Source organism: Bartonella sp. MR110HLJHH, from assembly GCF_042194225.1.
Lineage (GTDB): Bacteria > Pseudomonadota > Alphaproteobacteria > Rhizobiales > Rhizobiaceae > Bartonella > Bartonella grahamii.
In genome coordinates, this window is record NZ_JBHIMQ010000006.1 from 12,778 (window position 1) to 36,648 (window position 23,871).

Annotated in this window: 24 protein-coding genes; 10 read left to right on the plus strand and 14 right to left on the minus strand. The window is 37.7% G+C overall.

The annotated features are described in order from the left end of the window. Window positions 1–60 precede the first annotated feature (60 nt). The 7 genes from ACFIKB_RS04885 to rpsF all read right to left on the minus strand — a co-directional run bounded on the left by ACFIKB_RS04885 (window position 61) and on the right by rpsF (window position 6,646). Complete coding sequence (locus ACFIKB_RS04885) at window positions 61–642, minus strand: CvpA family protein (protein ID WP_375636561.1); 582 nt, start codon at window positions 640–642, stop codon at window positions 61–63. A 127-nt stretch (window positions 643–769) separates the two neighbouring features. Beyond that, window positions 770–2,146 (minus strand): DNA repair protein RadA, encoded by a 1,377-nt coding sequence (gene radA, locus ACFIKB_RS04890; protein ID WP_375652958.1) that lies wholly within the window; start codon window positions 2,144–2,146, stop codon window positions 770–772. 6 nt (window positions 2,147–2,152) lie between these two features. After that, complete coding sequence (locus tag ACFIKB_RS04895; protein WP_375636558.1) at window positions 2,153–3,643, minus strand: replicative DNA helicase; 1,491 nt, start codon at window positions 3,641–3,643, stop codon at window positions 2,153–2,155. A 593-nt stretch (window positions 3,644–4,236) separates the two neighbouring features. Then, window positions 4,237–4,833, minus strand: coding sequence for a 50S ribosomal protein L9 (rplI, locus tag ACFIKB_RS04900; RefSeq protein WP_375636556.1), 597 nt, complete (start codon window positions 4,831–4,833; stop codon window positions 4,237–4,239). Between the two features lie 25 nt (window positions 4,834–4,858). Next, window positions 4,859–5,839, minus strand: coding sequence for a hypothetical protein (locus ACFIKB_RS04905; protein ID WP_375652959.1), 981 nt, complete (start codon window positions 5,837–5,839; stop codon window positions 4,859–4,861). Between the two features lie 151 nt (window positions 5,840–5,990). Continuing rightward, window positions 5,991–6,239, minus strand: a complete 249-nt coding sequence (gene rpsR / locus ACFIKB_RS04910) for a 30S ribosomal protein S18 (RefSeq protein WP_012754957.1) — start codon at window positions 6,237–6,239, stop codon at window positions 5,991–5,993. Further along, a complete protein-coding gene (gene rpsF, locus ACFIKB_RS04915) occupies window positions 6,239–6,646 on the minus strand; it encodes a 30S ribosomal protein S6 (protein WP_273788489.1) in 408 nt (135 codons plus the stop codon). The genes rpsR and rpsF overlap by 1 nt, the downstream gene beginning before the upstream one ends. A gap of 335 nt (window positions 6,647–6,981) precedes the next feature. Between rpsF and ACFIKB_RS04920 the strand changes: the two genes are divergently transcribed. The 7 genes from ACFIKB_RS04920 to gmk all read left to right on the plus strand — a co-directional run bounded on the left by ACFIKB_RS04920 (window position 6,982) and on the right by gmk (window position 13,393). After that, window positions 6,982–7,569: an undecaprenyl-diphosphatase gene (locus tag ACFIKB_RS04920; RefSeq protein ID WP_375636552.1), complete on the plus strand. Its 588-nt coding sequence runs from the start codon at window positions 6,982–6,984 to the stop codon at window positions 7,567–7,569. Between the two features lie 77 nt (window positions 7,570–7,646). Further along, the gene (fabD, locus tag ACFIKB_RS04925; RefSeq protein WP_375647018.1) at window positions 7,647–8,591 is read left to right on the plus strand and encodes an ACP S-malonyltransferase; all 945 of its coding nucleotides are present in this window, start codon (window positions 7,647–7,649) and stop codon (window positions 8,589–8,591) included. 19 nt (window positions 8,592–8,610) lie between these two features. Then, window positions 8,611–9,348, plus strand: a complete 738-nt coding sequence (gene fabG, locus ACFIKB_RS04930) for a 3-oxoacyl-[acyl-carrier-protein] reductase (RefSeq protein WP_375636549.1) — start codon at window positions 8,611–8,613, stop codon at window positions 9,346–9,348. A gap of 261 nt (window positions 9,349–9,609) precedes the next feature. Beyond that, the gene (locus tag ACFIKB_RS04935) at window positions 9,610–9,846 is read left to right on the plus strand and encodes an acyl carrier protein (RefSeq protein ID WP_004860281.1); all 237 of its coding nucleotides are present in this window, start codon (window positions 9,610–9,612) and stop codon (window positions 9,844–9,846) included. Between the two features lie 101 nt (window positions 9,847–9,947). Continuing rightward, window positions 9,948–11,210 (plus strand): beta-ketoacyl-ACP synthase II, encoded by a 1,263-nt coding sequence (gene fabF / locus ACFIKB_RS04940; RefSeq protein WP_375636547.1) that lies wholly within the window; start codon window positions 9,948–9,950, stop codon window positions 11,208–11,210. A 96-nt stretch (window positions 11,211–11,306) separates the two neighbouring features. Further along, window positions 11,307–12,416, plus strand: a complete 1,110-nt coding sequence (mltG, locus tag ACFIKB_RS04945) for an endolytic transglycosylase MltG (protein WP_375644912.1) — start codon at window positions 11,307–11,309, stop codon at window positions 12,414–12,416. 299 nt (window positions 12,417–12,715) lie between these two features. Beyond that, on the plus strand, window positions 12,716–13,393 hold the full coding sequence (gene gmk, locus ACFIKB_RS04950; RefSeq protein ID WP_375644911.1) for a guanylate kinase: 678 nt from the start codon (window positions 12,716–12,718) through the stop codon (window positions 13,391–13,393). Window positions 13,394–13,423: 30 nt separating this feature from the next. On the opposite strand, the gene rsmA is transcribed toward gmk, so the two are convergent. The 6 genes from rsmA to lptF form a co-directional block, all read right to left on the minus strand. Continuing rightward, window positions 13,424–14,254 carry a 16S rRNA (adenine(1518)-N(6)/adenine(1519)-N(6))-dimethyltransferase RsmA gene (gene rsmA / locus ACFIKB_RS04955; RefSeq protein WP_273788483.1) on the minus strand — a complete coding sequence of 277 codons (831 nt, stop codon included), beginning with the start codon at window positions 14,252–14,254 and terminating at the stop codon, window positions 13,424–13,426. After that, window positions 14,245–15,258 carry a 4-hydroxythreonine-4-phosphate dehydrogenase PdxA gene (gene pdxA, locus ACFIKB_RS04960; protein ID WP_375644910.1) on the minus strand — a complete coding sequence of 338 codons (1,014 nt, stop codon included), beginning with the start codon at window positions 15,256–15,258 and terminating at the stop codon, window positions 14,245–14,247. Before pdxA ends, rsmA begins: the two co-directional genes overlap by 10 nt. Next, window positions 15,258–16,214 carry a SurA N-terminal domain-containing protein gene (locus ACFIKB_RS04965; protein WP_375644909.1) on the minus strand — a complete coding sequence of 319 codons (957 nt, stop codon included), beginning with the start codon at window positions 16,212–16,214 and terminating at the stop codon, window positions 15,258–15,260. Before ACFIKB_RS04965 ends, pdxA begins: the two co-directional genes overlap by 1 nt. 109 nt (window positions 16,215–16,323) lie before the next feature. Next, the gene (locus tag ACFIKB_RS04970) at window positions 16,324–18,684 is read right to left on the minus strand and encodes an LPS-assembly protein LptD (RefSeq protein WP_375652960.1); all 2,361 of its coding nucleotides are present in this window, start codon (window positions 18,682–18,684) and stop codon (window positions 16,324–16,326) included. Then, the gene (lptG, locus tag ACFIKB_RS04975) at window positions 18,685–19,776 is read right to left on the minus strand and encodes an LPS export ABC transporter permease LptG (RefSeq protein ID WP_375636537.1); all 1,092 of its coding nucleotides are present in this window, start codon (window positions 19,774–19,776) and stop codon (window positions 18,685–18,687) included. Then, entirely contained in the window at window positions 19,773–20,963 is a 1,191-nt protein-coding gene (lptF, locus tag ACFIKB_RS04980) for an LPS export ABC transporter permease LptF (RefSeq protein ID WP_375647011.1), read from the minus strand. The genes lptG and lptF overlap by 4 nt, the downstream gene beginning before the upstream one ends. Before the next feature lie 398 nt (window positions 20,964–21,361). Here lptF and ACFIKB_RS04985 point away from each other — a divergent pair, with 398 nt between their 5' ends. From ACFIKB_RS04985 to ACFIKB_RS04995, 3 genes are read left to right on the plus strand one after another with little or no spacing between them, the layout of a single operon-like run. Then, the gene (locus ACFIKB_RS04985; RefSeq protein ID WP_375636534.1) at window positions 21,362–21,808 is read left to right on the plus strand and encodes a DNA polymerase III subunit chi; all 447 of its coding nucleotides are present in this window, start codon (window positions 21,362–21,364) and stop codon (window positions 21,806–21,808) included. Further along, window positions 21,808–21,984: a hypothetical protein gene (locus ACFIKB_RS04990; protein WP_375652962.1), complete on the plus strand. Its 177-nt coding sequence runs from the start codon at window positions 21,808–21,810 to the stop codon at window positions 21,982–21,984. The genes ACFIKB_RS04985 and ACFIKB_RS04990 overlap by 1 nt, the downstream gene beginning before the upstream one ends. Continuing rightward, a complete protein-coding gene (locus ACFIKB_RS04995) occupies window positions 21,974–22,237 on the plus strand; it encodes a hypothetical protein (RefSeq protein WP_375636533.1) in 264 nt (87 codons plus the stop codon). The genes ACFIKB_RS04990 and ACFIKB_RS04995 overlap by 11 nt, the downstream gene beginning before the upstream one ends. Here the strand turns inward: ACFIKB_RS04995 and ACFIKB_RS05000 are convergent. Further along, entirely contained in the window at window positions 22,234–23,523 is a 1,290-nt protein-coding gene (locus tag ACFIKB_RS05000; RefSeq protein WP_375636532.1) for an MFS transporter, read from the minus strand. The genes ACFIKB_RS04995 and ACFIKB_RS05000 overlap by 4 nt on opposite strands. Between the last annotated feature and the right edge of the window lie 348 nt (window positions 23,524–23,871).

The following is a 23,871-nucleotide window of genomic DNA, read 5'->3' on the forward strand; positions in this document are numbered from 1 at the left end:
ATACGGAGGAATCATTAATATCACATTTTACATCATTTAGTTCTCTTTCCTCATGAAAAACTATTCTTTATTTTTTAAAATTATCTTTTTATGAGAGTGTTGCTCATACGTATGTTTATTGCTGTCTTTAAACAAATTTTCCGCCTTTTCGAGAACAGATCCAATATCTTTTGGGAGTATTTCCCAAACTTTTTGTCCTAGTGAATCTAAAATAGGCCTTGTTTTTGCATTTTTTAACCAATTCGCTTGAAGCTCGGGTTTAATCAGTGCATTAATCAGCAACATACCGATGACCATGATAAGTAAACCGCGAAGTGCTCCAAAAATAAAACCAATAGCACGGTCAAGGATACCAATTCGACTATCAATAATAAAATCAGAGATCTTCATTGTAATAATTGAAGTAATAATGAGAACAATAATAAAAATCGTGACCAATGTTGTGATCAATGCAATCATTTTATTAGAGAGATAGTGTTCAAAGAAAGGTAAGACAGGCTTGAATAAAAACAGTGTCGTAATAGCTGCAACTGCCCAAGAAATCAACGATAACACTTCACGTGAAAACCCTCGAAGCATAGCAAGAAAAGCGGACAACAGGATGATTACTACGACAATTCCATCAAGGATTGTTATGATCATTTGTTTGTTCCTTATACATAAAGTTGTGTTCTTATAAGTCTGTGTACAAATATATTTTTTGTTCTTATAGCAAGGATCTTTTGTATTTTATAGAGTTTTTTCTATATTATCATATCTGTGGTGCAGATCATTTTTTACTTACGGTAAGAGTAGCAACGAGTTCGGGAAGGTCGGAGAAAGTTTTTTGTTGAAAATTGAGCGACTTTATCATTTCGGTTGTTGTTGTGGGATGAAATGCTCCTTGAAAGCCGAGTTTTTTTGCTTCATTGATGCGCTGTGCTGAATGTGAAACAGCGCGGGTAGCTCCTGAAAGACTGACTTCACCAAAATATACATAATCCGTTGGCAATGCGATATTGGCAAGAGAGGATACCAAAGCAGCGGCTACAGCTAAATCAGCAGCGGGTTCTGATATGCGATATCCACCTGCTACGTTCAGATAGACATCATGCTGTCCAAAACGAATGCCGCAATGGGCTTCTAAAACGGCAAGAATCATAGAAAGGCGATTTCCATCCCATCCGACAACCGCACGTCTTGGTGTCCCAAGGGAAGAAGGAGCAACAAGCGCTTGAATTTCTACGAGTATCGGGCGTGTCCCTTCCATTCCCGCAAAAACAGCAGCACCTGGTGCTTTTTCATTACGTTCTCCTAAAAACAATTCGGATGGATTTATCACTTCGCGTAATCCTTTATCAGACATTTCAAAGACACCAATTTCATCTGTTGGTCCGAAGCGATTTTTTACAGTTCTAAGAATGCGATAATGATGTCCTCCTTCACCCTCAAAATAGAGAACGCCATCAACCATATGTTCAACAACTCGAGGACCAGCAATTTGCCCATCTTTTGTAACATGACCAACAAGAACAACGGCGGCTCCTGTTTTCTTGGCAAAGCGGATCATTGCTTGAGCACCGATACGTACTTGTGTGACAGTGCCGGGTGATGAATCTGCTGTATCTGACCATAGGGTTTGAATCGAATCGATAATCACCATATCAAGGTTTTTATGTTGGCTTAAGGTTGCCAGAATATCTTCAACATTGGTTTCAGCAGCAAGTTTCACTTCTGTATTGTTAGCTTCAAGCCTTTGTGCGCGCAGACAAATTTGCGCAATAGCCTCTTCACCTGAAACATAGATGACATTATATCCTTTACGTGATAAAGCAGCGGCTGTTTGTGTCAGCAATGTTGATTTACCAATACCCGGGTCACCACCAACAAGGAGTGCCGATCCACGGACAAAGCCTCCACCGGTAACACGATCAAGTTCAGCAATACCAGAATGAATACGTGGAGCATCTTCGATATTTCCAGAAAGAGATGTGAGTGTGACGATGCGTCCTTTACGAGCATTCTGCTTAGGAGCACTTCCTATGCCGCCATTTATAGTTTCTTCGATAAGGGAATTCCATTCTCCACAAGCACTACATTTTCCCGCCCAACGAGAATGGACAGTTCCACAATTTTGGCAGATAAATTGAATACGATTACGCGCCATGTTGATTTAACCAATTTGCTCTGGAAGATAATTGCTATCGGCCAGATCACTGAATCGTGTGAAATCAGATTGAAAGGCAAGTGGCACGATTCCTGTCGGCCCATGGCGCTGTTTTGCAATAATAACATCAGCTTTTCCAAAAGCTTTGTCCATTATTTCTTGCCATTTTGTATGTTCCAAGCTACCTAACTTTGGTTCTTCATTTTTGAGATAATATTCTTCGCGATAGACAAACAGAACAATGTCGGCATCTTGCTCAATTGAACCAGATTCACGTAAATCTGAAAGTTGTGGACGTTTATCTGTTCTATTTTCTACTTGACGTGAAAGTTGAGAGAGAGCGATAATAGGAATGTTCAATTCTTTCGCTAATGCTTTTAATCCTGTGGTAATTTCTGTGATCTCTTGAACACGGTTTTCTGATGAACGCTTTGAACTGCTTGTCATGAGTTGGATATAGTCAATAAACAAGATATCTAAGCCATGTTGTCGCTTGAGACGCCGCGCACGAGCAGCTAATTGCGTAATTGATATTCCCCCAGTTTGATCAATATAAAGTGGTGCCTTTTGTAGTTGGTTCACCGCACGAATAATTTTTGAAAATTGTTCATCTGAAATATTACCACGCCGAATATCAGAAGAAGAGACTTCTGTTTGTTCAGAAATAATACGTGTTGCAAGCTGTTCTGAGGACATTTCAAGTGAGAAGAAACCTACAATGCCGCCTTCATTTTCTTGAATATTGGCATTGCGATTATAAGCATTAGCAATATTAAAGGCAATATTGGTAGCCAGTGAGGTTTTACCCATACCAGGGCGTCCCGCAAGGATAATTAAGTCAGATGCTTGTAATCCTCCCATTTTTTCATCAAGTGTTTTAATATGGGTGGCTATCCCGGATAATTGTGAAGAGCGCTTTTTCGCAGCACTTGCCATATCGATAGCTTTTTTGATAGCCTCATTAAAATTTTCAAATCCACCTCCATATTTCCCTTTTTCTGCTAGCTCAAATAACTGATTTTCAACAGTTTCAATTTGTTGGGTAGGCGTGAGCTCTACAGGAGCATCAAAGGCTGTATTGACAACTTGAGTTCCAAGGTTAATCAAAGACCGGCGGATAAAAAGATCGTAAATAACGCGTCCATAATCTTCAGCGTTAATAATAGTGACTGCCTCTGTGGCTAAGCGAACAACATACTGGTAGACAGTAATATCTCCAATTTTTTCTTCCATTTGGATATAGGGCTTGATTGTAACTGGATCTACACGTTTTCCTGTTTTAATAAGGTGAGATAAAACATGATAAATTTTTTGATGCAATGGTTCAAAAAAATGTTCTGGTTTTAGAAAATCTGAAACGCGGTCAAGAGAATCATTGTTGATAAAGATGGCACCAAGCAATGCCTGTTCAGCTTCAATATTATACGGAAGTTGCCGAAAAGAAGGAGAATCTTCTTTTTTTGAAGAGCCTACATTAACAACGTTAGTTTCTTCCATAATATTTTTCCACTAAAATTCCAAGTCTAGCTACTTTAGGCGATAAATTGAAAATCGTATAATTAAAAGAATAGAGCTACAAACCTTCATTTTAAGTTAAAATTATGTAATTTTTCAAAACTCTCTTTTCGTTGCTCATTTATCATTTGTATATTATTTGTGTTACGTCTATCTATTTTATTTTATAATACGTAATTTTAAAGTGGAAGTTTTGGTACTCTAAATTTAAGTATTTTGAAGTTACATGACCTTAAAATTCCAATATCTGTGTAAGCAGAATTACTCTTTTATAACTGAAATTATTTCAGATCATATGAGGATACAATCAACTTACCGCTCATACAAGCCTTACCCTGAAAGGTAGAACTTTAAATTATTTTTGCTTTATATGCTGGAAACAAAAGATATTTCCTCTTAGTGATATCATCATTCTCGGCATGTAATGCCTTTAAATAATATATTGCTAATTCTTTCATAAAAATTAGGTTCTTTATGTATGATGGCCATAAAATACTCACTTTTAAAGTGTGAGTATTTTATGAGCAATATTTAAAATGGAATAAAAAATATAAAACAGAAAGCAAAAATAGCGATTAAGCTTCTTGATGAGAACTGTTTATATCGTTGTCATTAATTTCTTCTGCCAATAATTCTTCCTGACTTTCTTCTAATAATTCTTCTTGAATATTATATATTTCTTTAGCAGAAGTGAGAGTTTCACCTTCTGCTTGGCGTTGTGCTTCACTGGTAGAACGCGCAACATTAATAATCACAGAAATTTGAACCTCAGGATGTAAGCTAAGAGTGATAGTGTGAAGACCAATCATTTTTATTGGATGGTTAAGTTCGACTTGATTTCTCCCAATAGAAAAGCCTTCATCTGTTATAATTTCAGCAATATCACGTGTTGACACAGAACCATAAAGTTGTCCTGTTTCACCAGCAGAACGAACAACAATGAATGATTGTCCATCAAGTTTTTCAGCAACTTTTTGCGCTTCGCTTTTGCGTTCAAGATTACGTGCTTCAAGTTGTGCACGTTGTATCTCAAAATGCTTTTTATTGGCTTCATTTGCGCGTAAAGCTTTACCTTGAGGCAAGAGAAAATTACGCGCATAACCATCTTTAACTGAGACAATATCACCCATCTGACCAAGACGAGGAATGCGCTCAAGTAAAATAATATCCATAGTTTTTCCTTTCGAACAAATAAATTTAGTGGAGTTTTTTGCGTGATTGAAAATTATATTGAATAGCAGCCCAAATTCCCATCAAAAGCATCATGAAAACAATAGGTGGAGTAAAAACGACTGTTAAAATAGCAATATAAACAAGAGAAAGTATAATAATCCGACCGTTTACCCCTTTTGTAATATTGTGAAGATATGCTAGACCGCTAACTAATATGATGACAGTGTATGCAGTACTAAAGACACGGGTACTCAAGTTAAGAGAAGCGCTCAACTCAATCATCGATGCTATGCAAACAATGATGAAAATAACAATTCCAGAAATTGGAAGGCGGAGAGTTTGGCTCCAATCATCACGGGGTCTTTTCAGCCATTTCATGTGTTGTGCTGCTATCATGGAAAAGTAAAGGTTACCAATGAGAAAAACCAAACTATAAAGAGTCAAAGAAACAGCAGTAAAAGTTGCTGGATGCGTCATTAAAAGCTCACTAAAAGCGCGTATATCGGCTTCTTTTATTGACTGTGATTGTTGCAGAGTTTGTGCTATGTTTTCGGTGATTTTTTTTGCAATGACGGGTGTGGAAGGACGGGTTTGAACATAGAGCCCAATGAAAGTTGCTATAAGAGCGATAAAATTAGTTAAATGAAAAATAACCGATGATAATGGATACCATATCAGTTCGTTTTGTTTTTGCGCTGGTCGTGCAAGCCCAAGAAGCCAAGAAGCATAGACAGCAGGAAGGAAAAATAAGAACATAAAGCCAAGAGCAATATAGGCATTAGTGGTTATGATAAGAACAACAGTGGCACTTATGAGGGCGATGAGACTGGCTAATGTTCCTTGACCGAACGCAACAATAAAAATTGGCAATGAAAGAAAGCAGCCAAGAAGAAGAGAAAAAAAGGGCGCGATATTTGCAACACTGATGATTGCCATTCCTATTACAACAGCAAACAATCCTGCTAAAATACCGATTAATATCTCATAGGTACGATTTTTTTTCATTTATTGCTGTCCTGCTTTCTGCAGTTAGGGGCGTGTCAATACCCCAACTTTGACATGTAATAGCTTAGCATAGGATGCAACAAGCTATTTTTTTTAATCATATAAGAAAAGCAACTGGAGAAACTCTCCAGTTGCATAGCGTATTGAGCGTTTACTTTATAACGTACGGAAGTAAGCCTAAAAAGCGAGCACGTTTGATAGCATTAGCTAATTCACGCTGTTTTTTCTGACTAACAGCAGTAATCCGTGAAGGAACAATTTTCCCACGTTCGGAAATATAACGTTGTAACAACTTGATGTCTTTATAATCAATTTTGGGAGCATTGGTCCCTGAAAAAGGACATGTTTTACGACGACGATGAAAGGGGCGACGTGCAGAGTTTTGATTAGTATCAGTCATCATTCTACCCCTTCTATAGCATTTTCACGTTGACGACGTGGAAAACGAGGACGCTCTTCATCGTGTCCAATGTGACTATTGCGATCAAGGTGTGAGAGCATAGCAGATTTTTCTTTTTCGTGTTTTTCTACGCGAATGGTCATATAACGCAAAATATCCTCATTGATGCGCATCTGACGCTCCACTTCAGCAATTGCTGAAGCTGGTGCATCAATATTGACCAAGGTATAATAAGCCTTACGGTTTTTACGAATGCGATAAGCAAGAGGACGAAGTCCCCAATTTTCTATACGCCCAACTTTTCCACCATGTGCTTCAATGACACCTTTGTAGAGACTCAAAAGTTCATCAACTTGCTGCGGTGTAATGTCTTGTCGGGCAAGGAACATATGTTCATAAAGAGCCATTGTTTTGCCTTTCTTCAATTAAATCTCACCGGTCTTAGCGCAAAGCCTCTGCGACTTGTCTTTTTTGGAAATCCAAAGAAGAAAGGACGCGTTTACGATTCGAGACATCCGAGAGCGGAGACACGGGAGGCCGGAAACATTGTATTTCCTACTGATATTTTACAGCCCTCCGTTCAACCTCCAGCTAAAGTGCCGGCAACGAATATTTCATATCTACAGGTTATCTTTTAAAATAGCAAGTTTATGCACATAAAAAAATTGATTTGTTAAATCTTGATATATTTCCCTCTTTTACAAAAAGATAATACTGTAACATAGAGGTAAAGGAGAGAAAAATGGACTTTTTAAACCAGATTGATGTTACACTCTTTGAAATGTTTGTCGGCAATCATCAAGCTTGGTCGATTGTAGTTTTGTTTAGTATTTTTTGTGCAAAGTTTTTAATTTATATTATTCCTCTCCATCTTTGTGCATTGTGGTTTTGTGGTGGGGAGAGGGAACGATGTGTCGTGCTAAGCATTTGCATGAGTATTTGTGCTGCTCTTTTCATAGGTTATCTCATTTCTCTTTTTTATTTTCATCCTCGCCCATTCGTGGTAGGGTTGACAACACCGCTTATTCAACATCGTGCAACAGCTTCTTTTCCTAGTAATCATGCCTTGACCATTGCATCTTATGCAGCTAACTTTTATTTTTACCGATACAAGGTTGCTTTTAAATTTGCCACGGTGTTTTTGTGCTTGATCTGTTGGGCGCGCATCTTTGTGGGTGTACATTATCCCTTTGATATTTTAGCAGGTACAATTTTAGGAAGTCTCATAAGTTTTGGTGTTATTCAGTTTATAGCACCCTATTTTCCTAAGTTTTTATATCAAATTCCGCCCTTAAAATATAATTTTAAGAGTGGTATTCGTTTTAAATGAAGGGCTTCATCTTGATTTGTGCGGATGAATAAGGTCAAAAGAAAATAATTTAATGGTACAATTTTAGGAGTTGATAAATGGGTGCAGCTTTTATTTTTCCAGGGCAGGGAAGTCAACTTGTTGGTATGGGGAAGGCGCTTACAGAGCAATTTATTGCCGCACGGATGGTTTTCGAGGAAGTTGATGATGCTTTGGGTGAGAAATTATCCAAGGTCATTTTTGAAGGACCAGCAGATGTTTTAACGTTAACAGCAAATGCACAACCGGCATTAATGGCTGTATCCATGGCTGTCATTCGTGTGATGAAACAATTAGGGCTTCGTATAGAAGAAAAGGTAAGGTTTGTTGCTGGTCATTCTTTAGGTGAATATTCGGCTCTTTGTGCTGCTGGTACATTTACTCTCACAGATACGGCAAGACTTTTGCGTATTCGTGGCAATGCTATGCAGGCTGCTGTCGCGGTTGGTGAAGGTTCTATGGCAGCACTGATTGGTTTGGAAGAGCATATTGTGGAAGAAATTTGCGAAACTGTTTCTGGAGAAGGACTATGTCAGATTGCTAATGATAATGGTGGTGGGCAAATTGTTATTTCAGGTAAAGCAAAAGCAGTTGAGACAGCGGTAGAGATTGCATCAACAAAAGGTGCAAAACGTGCACTTCTTCTTCCAGTTTCTGCACCTTTTCATTCATCTTTAATGCAACCTGCTGCTGATGCCATGAAGAAAGCACTTTTGACTGTTAACAAAATGCCCCCGATTGTTCCTTTGATTGCCAATGTTTCTGTTGCACCTGAGAGCAATCCAGAGCGTATTACTACTCTTCTTGTTGAACAAGTGACTGGGAGAGTGCGATGGCGTGAAACAATAGAATGGATCGCTGCTAATGGGGTTGATACGCTTTTTGAAGTTGGTTCTGGAAAAGTATTAACAGGTTTAACGCGTCGTATTAACAAAGATATAAAGGGGGTAACAATTGGAACAGTTGATGAAATAGAATCAGCGCTGAGCATGCTTGGCGTTTAATCTATAAGGAGTTAAAAAAATGTTTAGACTAACAGGACGTAAAGCTCTTGTAACGGGAGCTTCGGGAGGAATTGGTGAGGCAATTGCACGCTGCTTTCATGCACAAGGAGCCATTGTTGGACTTCATGGAACACGTGAAGAAAAGCTTAGAGAAGTAGCAACAGAATTAGGGCAGAATGTTTTTGTATTTCCCGCTAATCTTTCTGAGCGCCAATCGATTAAACAATTGGCTGAAGTTGCAGAAAGAGAAATGGATGGCGTCGATATTTTGGTTAACAATGCGGGAATTACTAGGGATGGTCTTTTTGTGCGTATGCAAGATAAAGACTGGGATGATGTTTTAGAAGTTAACCTAACAGCAGCTTCTCTTTTGACGCGTGAATTAATACATTCTATGATGCGCCGCCGTTATGGAAGGATTATTAACATTACATCTGTTGTTGGTGTTGTGGGAAATCCTGGACAAACGAATTATTGTGCTGCAAAAGCAGGATTGATAGGTTTTTCTAAAGCATTGGCACAAGAAATTGCTTCGCGAAACATCACTGTCAATTGTATTGCTCCAGGATTTATTAAATCTGCAATGACAGACAAGCTTAATGAAAAGCAAAAAGAAGCCATTATGGCTGCGATTCCAATGAAGCGTATGGGAAGTGGGCAAGAAATAGCCGCTGCTGCTGTTTATTTAGCAAGCGATGAAGCAGCCTATACGACAGGTCAAACACTCCATATCAATGGTGGAATGGCAATGATTTGAGTATTTATTTTATTCCACATTGATTTATGAGTTGTATTATTTTAGATAGTAACGATTGGAATAGAAAGATGCATCTATTTCTTTAACATGGCCGTTGATCAATTGATGTCGGAAGGTCAAATTGGTTCATTTTGTAGGGGATATCCACAGGATGTTTTAAATCATTGCTAAAATCTTTTAAAGTAATGCATCTATTGCTTGATTAGATGAGCCGATATAGTTAACCAAATTATAGGAAAATATAAATTCGAGGATTTCAACATGAGTGATACAGTAGAGCGCGTTAAGAAAATTATTGTGGAACATCTTGGGGTTAATGCTGATAAAGTTGTAGAAAATGCAAGCTTTATCGATGATCTAGGGGCTGATAGCCTTGATACGGTTGAACTCGTTATGGCTTTTGAAGAAGAGTTTGGGGTAGAAATTCCAGATGAAGCTGCTGAAACGATTTTTACAGTTGGTGATGCAGTCAAGTTCATTGATAAAGCTTCTGCATGATTACTAAAGGGCAAAGGCATAAATTGCTTTTGCCTATATTCTTCGGAGCTCTTTTGAAAAGAGAGCTTTGAGATGTGAAGTTTAGTTCAAGGTTAGAAGTTATGAGACGTGTTGTTGTTACTGGTTTAGGATTGGTATCTCCATTAGCTGGTAATATTGAATATAGTTGGAAACGACTTCTTGAAGGAAGAAGTGGTGTCCGACGTATCACTGAGTTTGATGTGTCAGATTTGCCATGCCAGATTGCTGGGCGTATCCCCTTAGGGGATGGAACAGAGGGAACCTATAATGCTGATTTGTATATGGAACCTAAAGAGCAACGTAAAGTTGATGCATTTATTGTTTATGCAATGGCTGCTGCTAACCAAGCGCTTGCAGATGCCGAATGGTTTCCTAAGAGTGATGAAGATCAGATTTGTACAGGTGTGTTAATTGGTTCGGGAATTGGGGGAGTTGAGGGCATTGTTGAAGCTGGTTATACGCTTCGTGATAAGGGACCTCGTCGTGTTTCTCCTTTTTTTATTCCAGGTCGTTTGATTAATCTTGCTTCTGGTTATGTATCTATTCAATATGGTTTACGGGGGCCTAATCATTCTGTTGTAACAGCTTGTTCGACAGGGGCGCATGCGATTGGTGATGCGGCACGTTTGATTATGTTTGGTGATGCAGATGTCATGGTGGCAGGGGGGACCGAGTCTCCGATAAATCGGATATCTCTTGCAGGTTTTGCAGCTTGTAGAGCTCTTTCTACTTGTCGCAATGATGATCCTGAACGGGCGTCACGTCCTTATGATGCTGATCGTGATGGTTTTGTGATGGGGGAAGGAGCAGCAGTTGTTGTTTTAGAAGAGCTGGAACACGCCAAAAAACGAGGAGCGCGTATTTATGCTGAGGTTATTGGCTATGGTTTATCTGGTGACGCTTACCACATTACAGCGCCTTCAGAAAGCGGTGAAGGAGCTCAGCGTAGTATGATGGCTGCTCTTAAGCGTGCACAAGTGAATGTGAGTGAACTTGATTATATTAATGCTCATGGTACATCAACGATGGCTGATTCCATAGAGCTAGCAGCTGTTGAGCGTGTTTTAGGGAATTATGCACCACAAGTATCCATGTCATCAACGAAATCATCTATCGGGCATTTACTTGGTGCCGCCGGTGCCGCTGAGGCTATTTTTTCTGTTCTAGCTATACGGGATAATATAGCCCCAGCGACACTTAATCTTGACAATCCATCGATTGAAACGAAAATCGATCTTGTACCACACAAACCGCGTGAACGAAAGATTGATACGATTCTTTCTAATTCTTTTGGATTTGGTGGGACAAATGCATCGTTGGTGATGCGACGTTTTAGGGGATAATAAGTATTTTTATTTAATTTCTGCTTTTGAGTTTTCTACTTTGTTATAAGGTGAATGAGAAATTATAATATTGTCCTTAATCGCTATTGAGGGGTTATGTCCGATGTGAAAAATGGAAAATCATTAAAGGACGTAAGTGATTCCTCTTCGAATCATTTAGCAGATAGTTATGACATGTTAGTACATAAAAAACGAAAGAAATCATCTATCGTCCGTAATCCGTTGGTTATTCTCGGTCATTTTTTTCTTATGCTGATTGTGGTTATTCTTTTCGCCATAAGTATTCCTCTTTATATTGGAAAAAGTATTTTTGAAGAAAAGGGAAAAATTGAGGAAGAACAAATTGTTCTTATCCATCCTGGCACAGGAATTCGTGAAATTGCTTCATTGCTAGAAAAACGTGGTTTCATTCGATCATCAGATATTTTTGTTTATGGGGTTGGTTATCACCAAAAAACAACGCATCTGAAGGCTGGTGAATATTTAATTCCGGCACATTCTTCGATGCAGGATATTATGGATATTCTTGTGAAAGGAAAATCTATTGAATATACATTTACAGTACCTGAAGGTTTAACGGTTCAGCAAGTTTTCGATCGATTAGCTGCGAATGAAATTTTGATTGGAGATCTTCCAAAAATTTTGCCTCCAGAGGGCTGTTTAATGACGGATACTGTTCGTTTTATTCGGGGGACAACGCGTAAAGAGATTGTAAACAGATTGCGTGAAGGGCAGACAAAATTAATTCATGCTATATGGGCTACGCGTTCACCTGATTTACCCATTAAATCAATTGATGAATTTGTTATATTAGCCTCAATTGTTGAGAAAGAAACGGGAATTGCAGCAGAAAGACCAATGGTTGCCGCGGTATTTTATAACCGCCTTACAAAGCATATGCGTCTTCAATCGGATCCAACAGTTATTTATGGTCTCTTTGGAGGAAAAGGAAAACCATCAGGTCGTGCAATTTATCGTTCAGATCTTGAGAAGCAAACACCATATAATACTTATAAAATTAATGGTTTGCCTCCAACAGCTATTGCAAATCCAGGTCGAGATTCTTTGAAAGCGGTGGCACATCCACCAAGCAGTGATGCACTTTATTTTGTTGCTGATGGTTCAGGAGGGCATGTTTTTTCTCGAACTTTAGAGGAACATAATGTGAATGTTCGCAAGTGGCGAGAATTAAAGGCAAGACATTGAATTTATAATGATAATACATCTTTTTGCATCGTAAATGAGAATGCAAAATATAGTAAAATTTTTCTCTTTAAACTTTTTATGAGAATGATAAAAAATCATTTTCTTGTCTGTCACAAGTGGGATTAGCGTATGGATAAAAATATTTAAGAAAGCAGTGAATACACTGCTAATAACTTATCTCAAAAAAGAGCAGAATAACATTGATAACTGCTAAGAAAACACATTGATTAGGGGAAAGGTTGAGATAATGTATAATTCAAATTTTGGAGAAACATTTATGAACAAAGTAGAGTGATGTAATGACAGTCTTCGAAAGTAAATTGAGTGCTATAAAAATAAATCAACGCCGCGGTTTTTTATTTATTCTCTCTTCTCCTTCAGGTGCTGGTAAATCAACAATTTCTCGATTACTTCTAAAAGATGGAAAATTAGAGCTTTCCGTAAGTATGACCACAAGGAAAAGGCGTCCTAGTGAAGTAGATGGACTGCATTATCACTTTATTTCAAAGGAAGAGTTTGAATATAAGCGTGATAGAGATGAATTTATTGAATGGGCAGAAGTTCACGGGAATTATTATGGCACTTTACGTGAAACTGTTGAGAACGCATTGAGTACTGGCCGTGATATGTTATTTGATATTGATTATCAAGGTACCGAGCAGCTGCAAAAAAAGATGCTAGGAGACACTGTATCTGTTTTTATCCTTCCACCATCAATGAAAGAGCTTGTTTCGCGTTTACATCGTCGAGCAGAAGATAGTCAAGATATCATCAATTTACGATTGGAAAATGCACGAACGGAGTTAAAGCATTGGCGTTCTTATGATTATGTTGTGATTAACGAAGATTTAGATCAGTCTTTATCTTTTATTAAATCAATTTATTTAGCTGAAACCGTAAAACGCGAGCGCTGTTCTTATCTTGACTCTTTTGTTGATGGGCTTATTGCTGAAAAGATCGATAAATGTCTTGATTAAAAAAGGTTGCATAACAAAAAGTGCAATTTTTTAGAGCACTAGATGCGCTAAAGTTACAAATTCTGAAACCGAGAGCGTTTCAGCACGGCGTGTTCCATCAATTCCAGCTTTTTCTAATAGCACTTCACCTCCAAGTGTTTTGAGATTTTGACGAAGCATTTTTCGTCTTTGTCCAAAGGCGGTTTTTGTGACGAGGCTTAGTTTTTGTGCAGAGCAGGCAAGAGGTTGTATTCGCGGAATAATATGAACAACGGAAGAAGTTACTTTAGGTATTGGTATGAAGGCTTGAGGGGGCACATCAAAAGCAATTTTAGCAGTGGTACGCCAGCCAGTTAAGACACTAAGACGTCCATAATGAGTAGATTGGGGTTTAGCTGTAATCCGTTTGGCAACTTCACGTTGAAACATCAATGTCATTGATTCATAAAAAGGAGGCCATGGTTCAGTCAAAAGCCAATTTAATAAGAGTTGTGTCCCAATATTATAGGGAAGATTTGCAATAATGCGAGGTTTTTCGGGGCTTGTTTCAAAGAGTTTTGAGAAGTCTTGCTTCAGTGCATCATTACAAATAATTTTTAATTTTTTAGGATAGTGTTTTTCTATTTCTAAGAGAGCTGGTATGCAGCGTTCATCGCGTTCTATTGCTGTTACAATGGCACCCTTTGCTAGCAAGGCACGTGTGAGACCTCCAGGACCAGGACCAATTTCAAGAACAGGTTTTCCTTCTATATTACCTGCGTGATGAGCAATTTTAGATGTTAAATTAAGATCAAAAAGAAAATTTTGCCCCAAAGATTTATGCGCTTGTAATCCATATATATCAATGACCTCACGTAGAGGAGGGAGATTATCTATTGGCATGGTATTAAACTATTTTCGGCAAGTTGATTTGCAAGTTTAAGAGCAGCAATAAAGCTTTCGGGAGAGGCTATCCCTTTATCAGCAATGTCAAAAGCAGTTCCGTGATCTGGAGACGTGCGAATAAAAGGGAGACCTAACGTGACATTAACAGTGCTATCAAAGTCTAATGTTTTAACAGGGATAAGGGCTTGATCATGATACATACAAATGGCAACGTCATATGCCTTTCTTGCGCATTCATGGAACATTGTGTCGGCAGGCAGCGGTCCTGCAATATTGAGTCCTTTCTTTTTAAGATATTCAATAGCAGGAGTGATAACTTCAATATCTTCTTTTCCCATTGCACCTCCTTCTCCAGCATGAGGATTAAGACCAGCAACAGCTAGTCGGGGTGACGTTATTTTAAACCGTGTTTTTAAGTCACATTCAGTAATAAGTACCGTTTGAACAATTAAATCACGGGTAAGCTGTGAAGGAACATTTTTAAATGGAATATGAACAGTTATTGGTACTGTTTTTAATCGAGGTCCTGCTAACATCATAACTGGATGATAACATTTATGAAAAGCTTTATGGGCTAAATCGGCTAAAAATTCTGTATGACCTGGAAATTGAAAACCGGCATCATAAAGATTCTTTTTTGCAATAGGACAAGTGATAAGTGCACATGCATGGCCATTTTGAATCAATTGAACACAGCGTTGAATTGCTTCAATGATTCCAGCGGCATTATTCGATGAAGGTATACCTAATTGATCACTTTGTTTGTTTTTTAACGGTATGATAGGAAGAGCGTTTTGAAAATTTTTTGCGGAATTATTGATTAAAACAGATTGCACCTCAACATCAATCTGTAAAAAACGAGCGCGCGAACGAATAACATCTGGATCAGCAAGAAGCACAAAAGGTGGAATTTGGCGCGTAACACGCAAACTCCACGCTTTTAGTACTATTTCAGGACCAATTCCGGCAGGATCACCACCGCTAACAATAAGAGCAGCCATTATGAATTTTTAATGCGCGCCACTCGCCGCAGTTCTCCTAAATATTTGTCGCTTAATTCTTCAAGTTTTTGCGGGCTTCTTTTTTTACTATCTTGAAGAGAAAATATTAGTCGAGCGACATAATCATCAGAAACTCTTTTTATTTTGCAGACAGCAATTGCTTCGATTCCATCAGATGTTTCTTGTAATTTTGTCATTTTTCCAGCAGGCGTTGCAAGAATAGCTTGTTCCCATGCATTGGGAAGTTGGGGCTCCAGAAACTTTCCTAAGTGGCGGATAGTAACGTCTAAAATACCTCTTGCTTGATTGTGAGCATTGGCACATCCACGGAAATGTGCACGAAAATTGCTTGCTTCTCTTTGACGTCTTTCAAAAATTTCTGAACGACGATGTGCAGGAATGACAAAAACAATTCGCTGTAATGTATATTCATTGGTTGAAGGTTTTACACCACCATTTTTTAATATCCTGCGTACAGCTTCTTGTTCGCTAATCATACCTGTTTCAGCTTGATAGCGTGCGCTAACAAGACGCCCCCATCCTATTTGTCCACGGATGTAATCTTTAAAGTGTTGCACAGTGATCTCAGTTTGGATCAGAATCTGGTTGAGCTGATCAATCGTCATATTATTTTGTGTCGCAAAATTCTCAAAAGCTCTATCAACTTCATCATTGCTTACTTCAATATTACGACGTTTTATTTCAATATTTTTTAGCTTTTCATCGATAAGCTCTTTTTTAGCCTGTGCCACCAAATTGCCTTGCTTTTGTTGTAATCTGAGAAAAGCAAGGCGCCTTTGTATATCATAATTTGTGATGGGGTTGCCATTAACTGTAACAACAATAGAAGTCTGCGCAAAGACTGTCGGAATCAAAAATCCATTTATTAGCAGGCTGCTTACGCTCAAAGACGTAATATAAAATAAAGCAAGAACACGCTTTTTCAATTTATTCATGTGAATAGGCTTTCGCATTGTTTATTAATTCTCATCAACAACTTAAAATATACTCTTTCTTTCATAAAAACAATGATAAGTTAAATGACTGATACATTCTCTTTATAAATTAATCTATCTTTTTTCCGATATCTGCAATCGTACGCAATGAAAGAGAGAAATTAAAGTTTTGCAAGGGTGTTTTCCTGCCTGGATTCGTTACCTGTTGATAACCGAATGTTAACCCGAAACATTCATCTGTATAATTCAAGCTAATTCCTCGCTTTACAAATGTACCAGATACTAAATCATAACCGGCGTTGCTATTAATAGACCAATAATCTACTAGTTTAAGTCCTGTTTGAAAAGAAATTTCTTGGCGCTCTTGAGGATATTCATAATCTGGTTGCTTTGCGATATAGGCATATTGTAGAGCCGCCCAAAAATTTTGCCATTTTTGTGATGCTTCGATTTCACTACGGCGGATTTTTCCTGTCTTTTTGTCAAAGCGTCCACGCGTTTCTAAGGAAAAACCACTTTTATGGGTTGCACCAAACATTGCAACATAGTCTGAACGTTTTGCCTCTAAGCTAGAATGAATACCGACATTGACAAAGTCCTTTTCTGCAAAAGAATTCTTTCCTGCTAGATGAAAGGATTGTCCAACAAGACTATAAAGAGACCAATTGTCATTAAAGCTTCCAGAATATCTTAGACCTATATTGGCTCTTGTGCCACCTTCTACACGATCATAACCAGAAAATTTGTCTCGTTGAAAGAGAGTGGTTGCATCAAAGACAAAGCTTTGAGCATCTTCATTAGGAATTTGTCCAATATATTGTTCATTATTGCGTATAAAAATTTGTGCGGTTGGTTCTATAATATGTGTAGAATGATCCGCTGTAATAAGGAAGGGATAGCGTAGTTCCAACCCTGCTGTTGCCATGCCACGAATTGTTGAACCATGAATTGCGGATGAGGAATTTTTTTCTGTAGAAGCTGTATAATTTTCGCTTGCATTGGTTGTAATGATATCAGCTCGTAGAGAGAGAAGGGGGGTTAAGATGAGTCCGTTGTGCGTGTTGAAGCGCTTTTTCCACTGAAGCTCGTTTGTTAAACGCAAACTATTTCCAGCCATACCAGAAAGTCTTACTATGTTGAGAGGGGTTCCGTTCTGGTCGGTAGAACTGAAGTCAGTATGACGACGATAAATTGATTGCATATTACTATGGAAGGTAAGCTCTCCATTATAAATGGGTTCATCTGGTGTGAAAAAATAATCGATGCGCGGTAGGACCCAAGCTTGCCGAGAGTGACGTTCATAATGAGGATCATTCAATATTGAATCTTGAACTTTAAAATGATAAAAACGCATATCAAAATAATTTTTTCCTGCAAGACCATTCAGATAGATCTGAGAAAGTTGTGTAGGATTGCTATAGTTTTCAAGTTTATAGGCACGACTAAAATGCCGATCTGATTGTGCAAGGATATCCCATCCATAAGTCCAGTGTGAATTAATACGAAAGTCCCCTTTTGTTGACAGCATATAACGGTTTTTATGCTGTGCATCAATCGTATCATTATCAAATCTATGCCGTTTCATTTGGTATATATGAGCAAAGCGAATATTATAACTGCCCATTTTAAAACGTTGACGCCATTCCCCTTCGGTTAAAAGCCCTTGTTGGGTATAAACAGTAGAAGAAAGGGTAAAATCATAGTGAGGGGCGAGATTCCAAAAATAAGAATTCTTTATCCCCATACCGAGATAATCAGTATAAAAAAAATGAGGAGTAAGCAGACCGCTAGCACGCCTGACAGTTGGATCATAGATCTCAAAATTTGGAAATTTTATAATCGGTACACCAAAAACTTCAAAACTGCTATTTTCAAACCGAATTTTTTTGATGCTATTATTCCATATGATCTTTCTTGCTTTAATTTTCCATAGGACGTCTCTATCTGGTTTATAAGAGCAAGGTTCACAGGCTGTATAGGTTGCATTTTCAAAGACTGTTATGTGATTGTTTTTGCGTGTAGCATTTTGGGCTGAAAAGTGAACATTGTTGGCTGTATCAATACGTAAGGCGTTTACAAAACCCTCGCCAAGATCTTTGGTCATATCAATTTGGTTGGAATAGATTTTATTACCATCCTTTTCAGTAATTTCAACGTTCCCTTGTGCTATAAGCCGTCCTGTTTTTTGATTGTAAATAATTTTTTGAGCGACAACTTTATTGCCATCATATTCGATTTGGACATTACCTTGTGCAGAAACAGTGTTTTCATCACGATTGTAGATGAGTTCATCCGCAGAGAGCAAAAGAGGACGTTCCGGATTTCGAATGCGACTTTGGGAAGGAGACATAAGGCTTTGAGCGTGCGCACAATAAGACAAAGCGCCTCCTAAAATAACCCCCATAACACTTGTAAAAGCGAGAGCACTTAATTTTGTTAAAATAATTTTTTTAAGTGTTAATGCTTTCACTTAGCCATCCTCTTTATGAAGTAAAAAAGAGATTCCTAAGAATAACGCAATAACAACGGGTGTCCAAGCTGCAATAATTGGTGGAATATATCCAGCATTACCAAAAGCTTGAACGAGTACGGAAATAACATAAAGCGTAAACCCAGCTATTACTCCACCAAGAATCAACGTTCTAGATTGCCCAAAACGCGTAAAATTTAAAGATACAGTTGCTGCAATGAGGGTCATTGCCACAAGTAATGCCGGTAATGCAATTAAAGATTGGAAATACATATCAAAATTATTAGCAGAATAGCCAAATGAACGTGCAATCATAATTTTTTTTGGCAATTGGTAAAATGGAATAGTCGCGGGATTCGCTAAACGTTCCGTTAAAAATTCAGGTTTTAGATTGGTTTTTATTTGCAACACGGTAATTTTTTCAGGAGGATGCCCTATTTTATAGATTGTTCCATTTGTTAATAGCCAAGATCCATTACTCAAGGTTGCTTTTGGGGTGTTAATCCAATTTTTGACGGTTGCGTTGTCATTGTATTGTACAAAGGTTGCATCGATAAGAGAAAGTCCTTGGTCGGTGATAAATTTAGCACCAATGGTTGTTCTGCCTAAATTTGTACGTTGTGTTAACCAGTGGATACCTGTATTATGAAGAGGTGTTAGTATATTGTTATTGCGCCATTCAGTCATCTTTTTTTCTGCTTGAGAAAATCCCCATGCAGCAAGTGGATTAATGAGAAGAACTGAAAATAATCCCAAAAGAAAAGCTCCCAAACAAGCTGGCATAAGAAATTGCCATGCAGAAACACCGATTGAACGAGTCACCACAAGTTCAAGTTTTTTGTTGAGCGAGATAAGCGTTGCCATTGCAGAAAAGAGTGCAATGAAAGGGATAAGTTGTTGCATGATAAAAGGGATGCGTAAAACAGAGAGGAAAAATGCATCTTTTGCTGTATGATGCGGAATGGAGGACAGCCTACCGGAGTTCTCTGTGAAATCGATTAAAAGAGCAAGGACAAAAATGCTTCCCCAGAAATAACAAGTTATTTTAAGATAACGTATAAAAAAGTATCGTCCAAGTGTCCACCCAATCATGATATTTCATCCGAGGAATCTTGAGATTTTCGATGTTCAAATTTGTTCATTACTTTTTGAAAAGCGATTTGAATAATCTCATTAACTTTTGTGGGGAGCCCAATTTTATGATTCGTTAAAAGCATAAAAAAAACAAATGCACTTGTCCCTATGGGCATAATATAAAGGAGAGGAACGTATGCAAGATCGTTCTTTGCTTTTTCTGCAAAAAAATATCCTATCCAATACACCAGAAAAGAAAGGGTAATTGCCGAGAAATTTGCGGAATGACGAGCTTGTCGATGGGAGCATACATCCCCTGCCGCTGCTAATGCAATAAGTGAAAAAACAATAGGGTAGAGCCATTGGGTTAATCTGCGGTGAAACTCAGCTTTATATTGGAGTGGTTTTCGTTGATAGTAGGGATCTTTTGGATCAGGATTTTGTAAATAAGAAAGAGACCGATCTTTTGGATAAAGAGTAGGTGCTTTATCACTGGGGATAAACTCCCCTAGGCTAAAAGTATATGAGCTAAATTGAACGATTGAAACACTGTTATTTTGATGGTTAACTCTTTCTATTTCACCGTTATTGAGAACCAGAAAACTGCCGTTTTTATTGCTCACAATGGATGCGTCTGTTGCATAATAAAAAAGATCAGTCTTAGGATCACGCTGGTCGGCAATGAAAAGGCGTTTAAGTGCTCCATTTGGATTTCGTTCGCCAATTTCTATGTAAAGGTTATTAGCGAGTTTTTGGAAGCTTCCTTCACTAATGAATAGATTAATAAGATCAAAATGAGCGCTTGCTAGCATTTGTCGCATATGAAGACGCGCTTGAGGAACAACAAAATTAGCTATAGAAAAGGAGATACAGGATGCAACAATAGCAAGAAGAAGAATAGGTTTCCAAACAGTACTTTTAGCAAAACCAGAGGCATTGATGACAGCAAGTTCTGAGTCTTGATGCATTGCTGAAAGGATGGTTGTAATTGCGATTACTAATGCAAATGGAATGACAAGAAAAACAACAGAAGGAACCAATGAGAGTGAAAATTGTAAGACTGTGAGGAGTGTTTGTTTACTTGTTGTGAGAAAGTTTATCCGTGCGAGAATTTGTACTGTCCAACTAACGCCCACTGCTGCAATCATAACAGAACTAAACAAAACAAGGACACGTTTCAGGATGTAGAACTCAATAATACGCATAAATTGGGGAAAATCCTCAGTCTTTAATTCGATAGCAAATATTTTACTGCTTTCGGTTAAAATGTAATAAAGTTCGAAAAAATATCCTTCTATGAATTGGATATTTTAACCAAATAAATAATATAAAATTGCCTATGAGGTCCTCTTTAAATTTTCCGTACATTATATTTTATTTTCAACTATAGTCTACAAAGAATCTAGAAAATAACTTAAAAAAATTTTTTATTAACGTTGAAATTAAAATTTTTTGTCTTTTAAAGACACGTGCAAAAAGATAATGCATCTCAATCAAAAAAGAGGGTTTATATCTTGAACCGTTTCCTTTTATACTGTGGGTATGGAAGTTTCTCTAAAAAAGATGTTAGCTTTTTATAAAAGGGTGATAAGGGCTTAAGAGGTTGGATATTCTATTCTATCATTTGACGCAGTCAACGCTGAAAGATATTTTGCCAACGCTTGTAGAGCGTGCATTGGCTCGTTTTGGGAAGGTAACAATACAATGTGTAAGTGAAGAACAACGCGATTCTATAGATATGCATTTATGGGTTTATGCGGATGAATCATTTATTGGACATGGAACTGAGTGTGATCAATATTCAAACTTTCAGCCTGTATTTTTGACGACAGGACAAGAAAATCCGAATGATTCAAAGATTCGTTTTCTCATAGAGGGAGCCGTATGTTCGAATATTGATACTTATCAACGGCTTGTTGTGATATTTGATGGTAGAGATGATGAGCAGTTGAGTCTTGTTCGTGCACAGTGGAAAAAATATAAAATGGAAAATCATAATTTAACGTATTGGCAACAGACTGAAGATCGTTGTTGGGAAAAACAGGTTTAATGCGTCTCATCTCTGTTGTTCTGATTTTTATAGGATTGATAGGAATAGTAAATCCAGCGCTTTTTATTGCGAAAGGATCAGGGGGAGGGCGTTGGGTTTTTATTGTGATTTTTCTTTTAGGCATATTAAAGATATGGACTACAATTAAAAAAATGAAACGGCATCATGATAATTGATCGAATTTTGCTTGTTTTATGGGCTGTGATATTGGCTTTTTTTTGCGTTTCGTGGTTGGGAACAACACATATCCTATCAGGAATGTTTACTGTTGCTTATATAAGCAATATTGCAGATTTTTTATTTTTCTTTTTGAGTGCCTTGTTCGCAGGAATATTGTGGTGGAAAATACCGCAACCCATGTCTTTAAAAACGAAACTGGCAGCATTTTTGCTGCCAGTACTTATTTTATTCTTCTTTATTATATTTTAGTTGGATATTTCATCATCTGTAAATCCGACGAAGCAAATCAGTGAAATAAAAGAAGCAAGAAGCAAATAATAGCCGATATAAGATGTATCAAAATGTTGTACCAGATATTCTGCAATATAAGGCGCAAGAGAGGCTCCTACGATACCCGATAAGTTGAAAGTAATAGAAGAACCAGTATATCGAATTGCTGTTGGGTACGGTGAAGCCAAAACAGCACCAAGAGGACTGTATATCATCCCCATGATAGACAAACCGATAACAGACATTGCAAGGACTCCTATAACTCCAGAATTTAAGAAATAAGGAATTGCAAAAGAATAAATACCGGTGATAATTGTAACCCAAATCATCAAAGTTCTACGTCTAATACGATCAGCGAGTTTTCCAGTGATGACAGTAAAAATTCCACAGAAAATAGCACCAACAATTTCGACTTGAAGAGCTTGATAAAATGGCAATTGCAGATGGTTTGTTGAGTAGCTTAACAAATATGCGGTGACCAAGTAAAACAAAACAAATGTTGCCATACCAGAAAATATTCCAAGAAATAGGATTCGTGGACATTTTAAAAAGACATCGATGATAGGAACTTTGACACGTTCTTTACTTTCAAGAGTTTTTTTGAATTGAACAGTTTCATTGATTGAAAGACGGACCCATAATCCTATAATCATAAAAACAACTGAAGCAATAAAAGGAATGCGCCATCCCCAAGCTAAAAGTTCTTCATGATCAAGGAAATGCAACAGACCTAAATAAACGGCAATAGATAAAAATAAACCGATTGGAACACCCAATTGGGGGAACATCGCGTACCAGCCGCGCTTTTCTGGAGGGGCATTTTCTGTTGCGAGCAAAACAGCTCCTCCCCATTCTCCTCCTAATCCCATTCCCTGTCCAATACGGCACAAGGTCAAGAGGAAAGGGGCAAACCATCCAGCGGTTTCATAAGTAGGAAGAAAACCAATAATGACTGTTGAAAGACCCATTGTGAGAAGAGAAGCAATAAGTGTTGCTTTCCTTCCAATTTTATCTCCAAAATGTCCAAAAACAATTGATCCAAAGGGCCTGGCAAAAAAGGCCGCTCCAAAGATCAGGAAAGATTGTAAAATGGCAATCTGATCATTTTGTGTTGGAAAAAACACATGAGGAAATATGAGAGCTGCGGCAGTGGCAAAGACATAGAAATCAAAGAATTCAATTGTTGGGCCAATAAGGCTTGCAAACAAAATGCGACGAGGGGAATTTCTGTTTCTTGTACCTTGCATTTCTAAGTTTATAGACATGAATAGAATGTCCCTTTCAGTATATGACAAATCAAATGATGAGTTAACTGACTATAATTATAAAAATTTCAAATCACTGTCGAGTCGATATTATGACGTTTCTTATATATTAGAACAATGATTATGGCTTGATGAGCATGAATAAGTGTTCTTTAGATTACCCAAGTTAAGTAGAATAAAGACACTGTTTTAAATGCTGTAGAGGAAGAAATATGTGGATATAAAGGCCGCTCTCATTAACATTACTGTTTCCTTTAATGTTTAATGCCATTTTTATCTATTGAGGGATCAATCTTATTTATAGACCAGCCTTTGGTATCTCAAAAATATTTTTCCATAGATGTAATT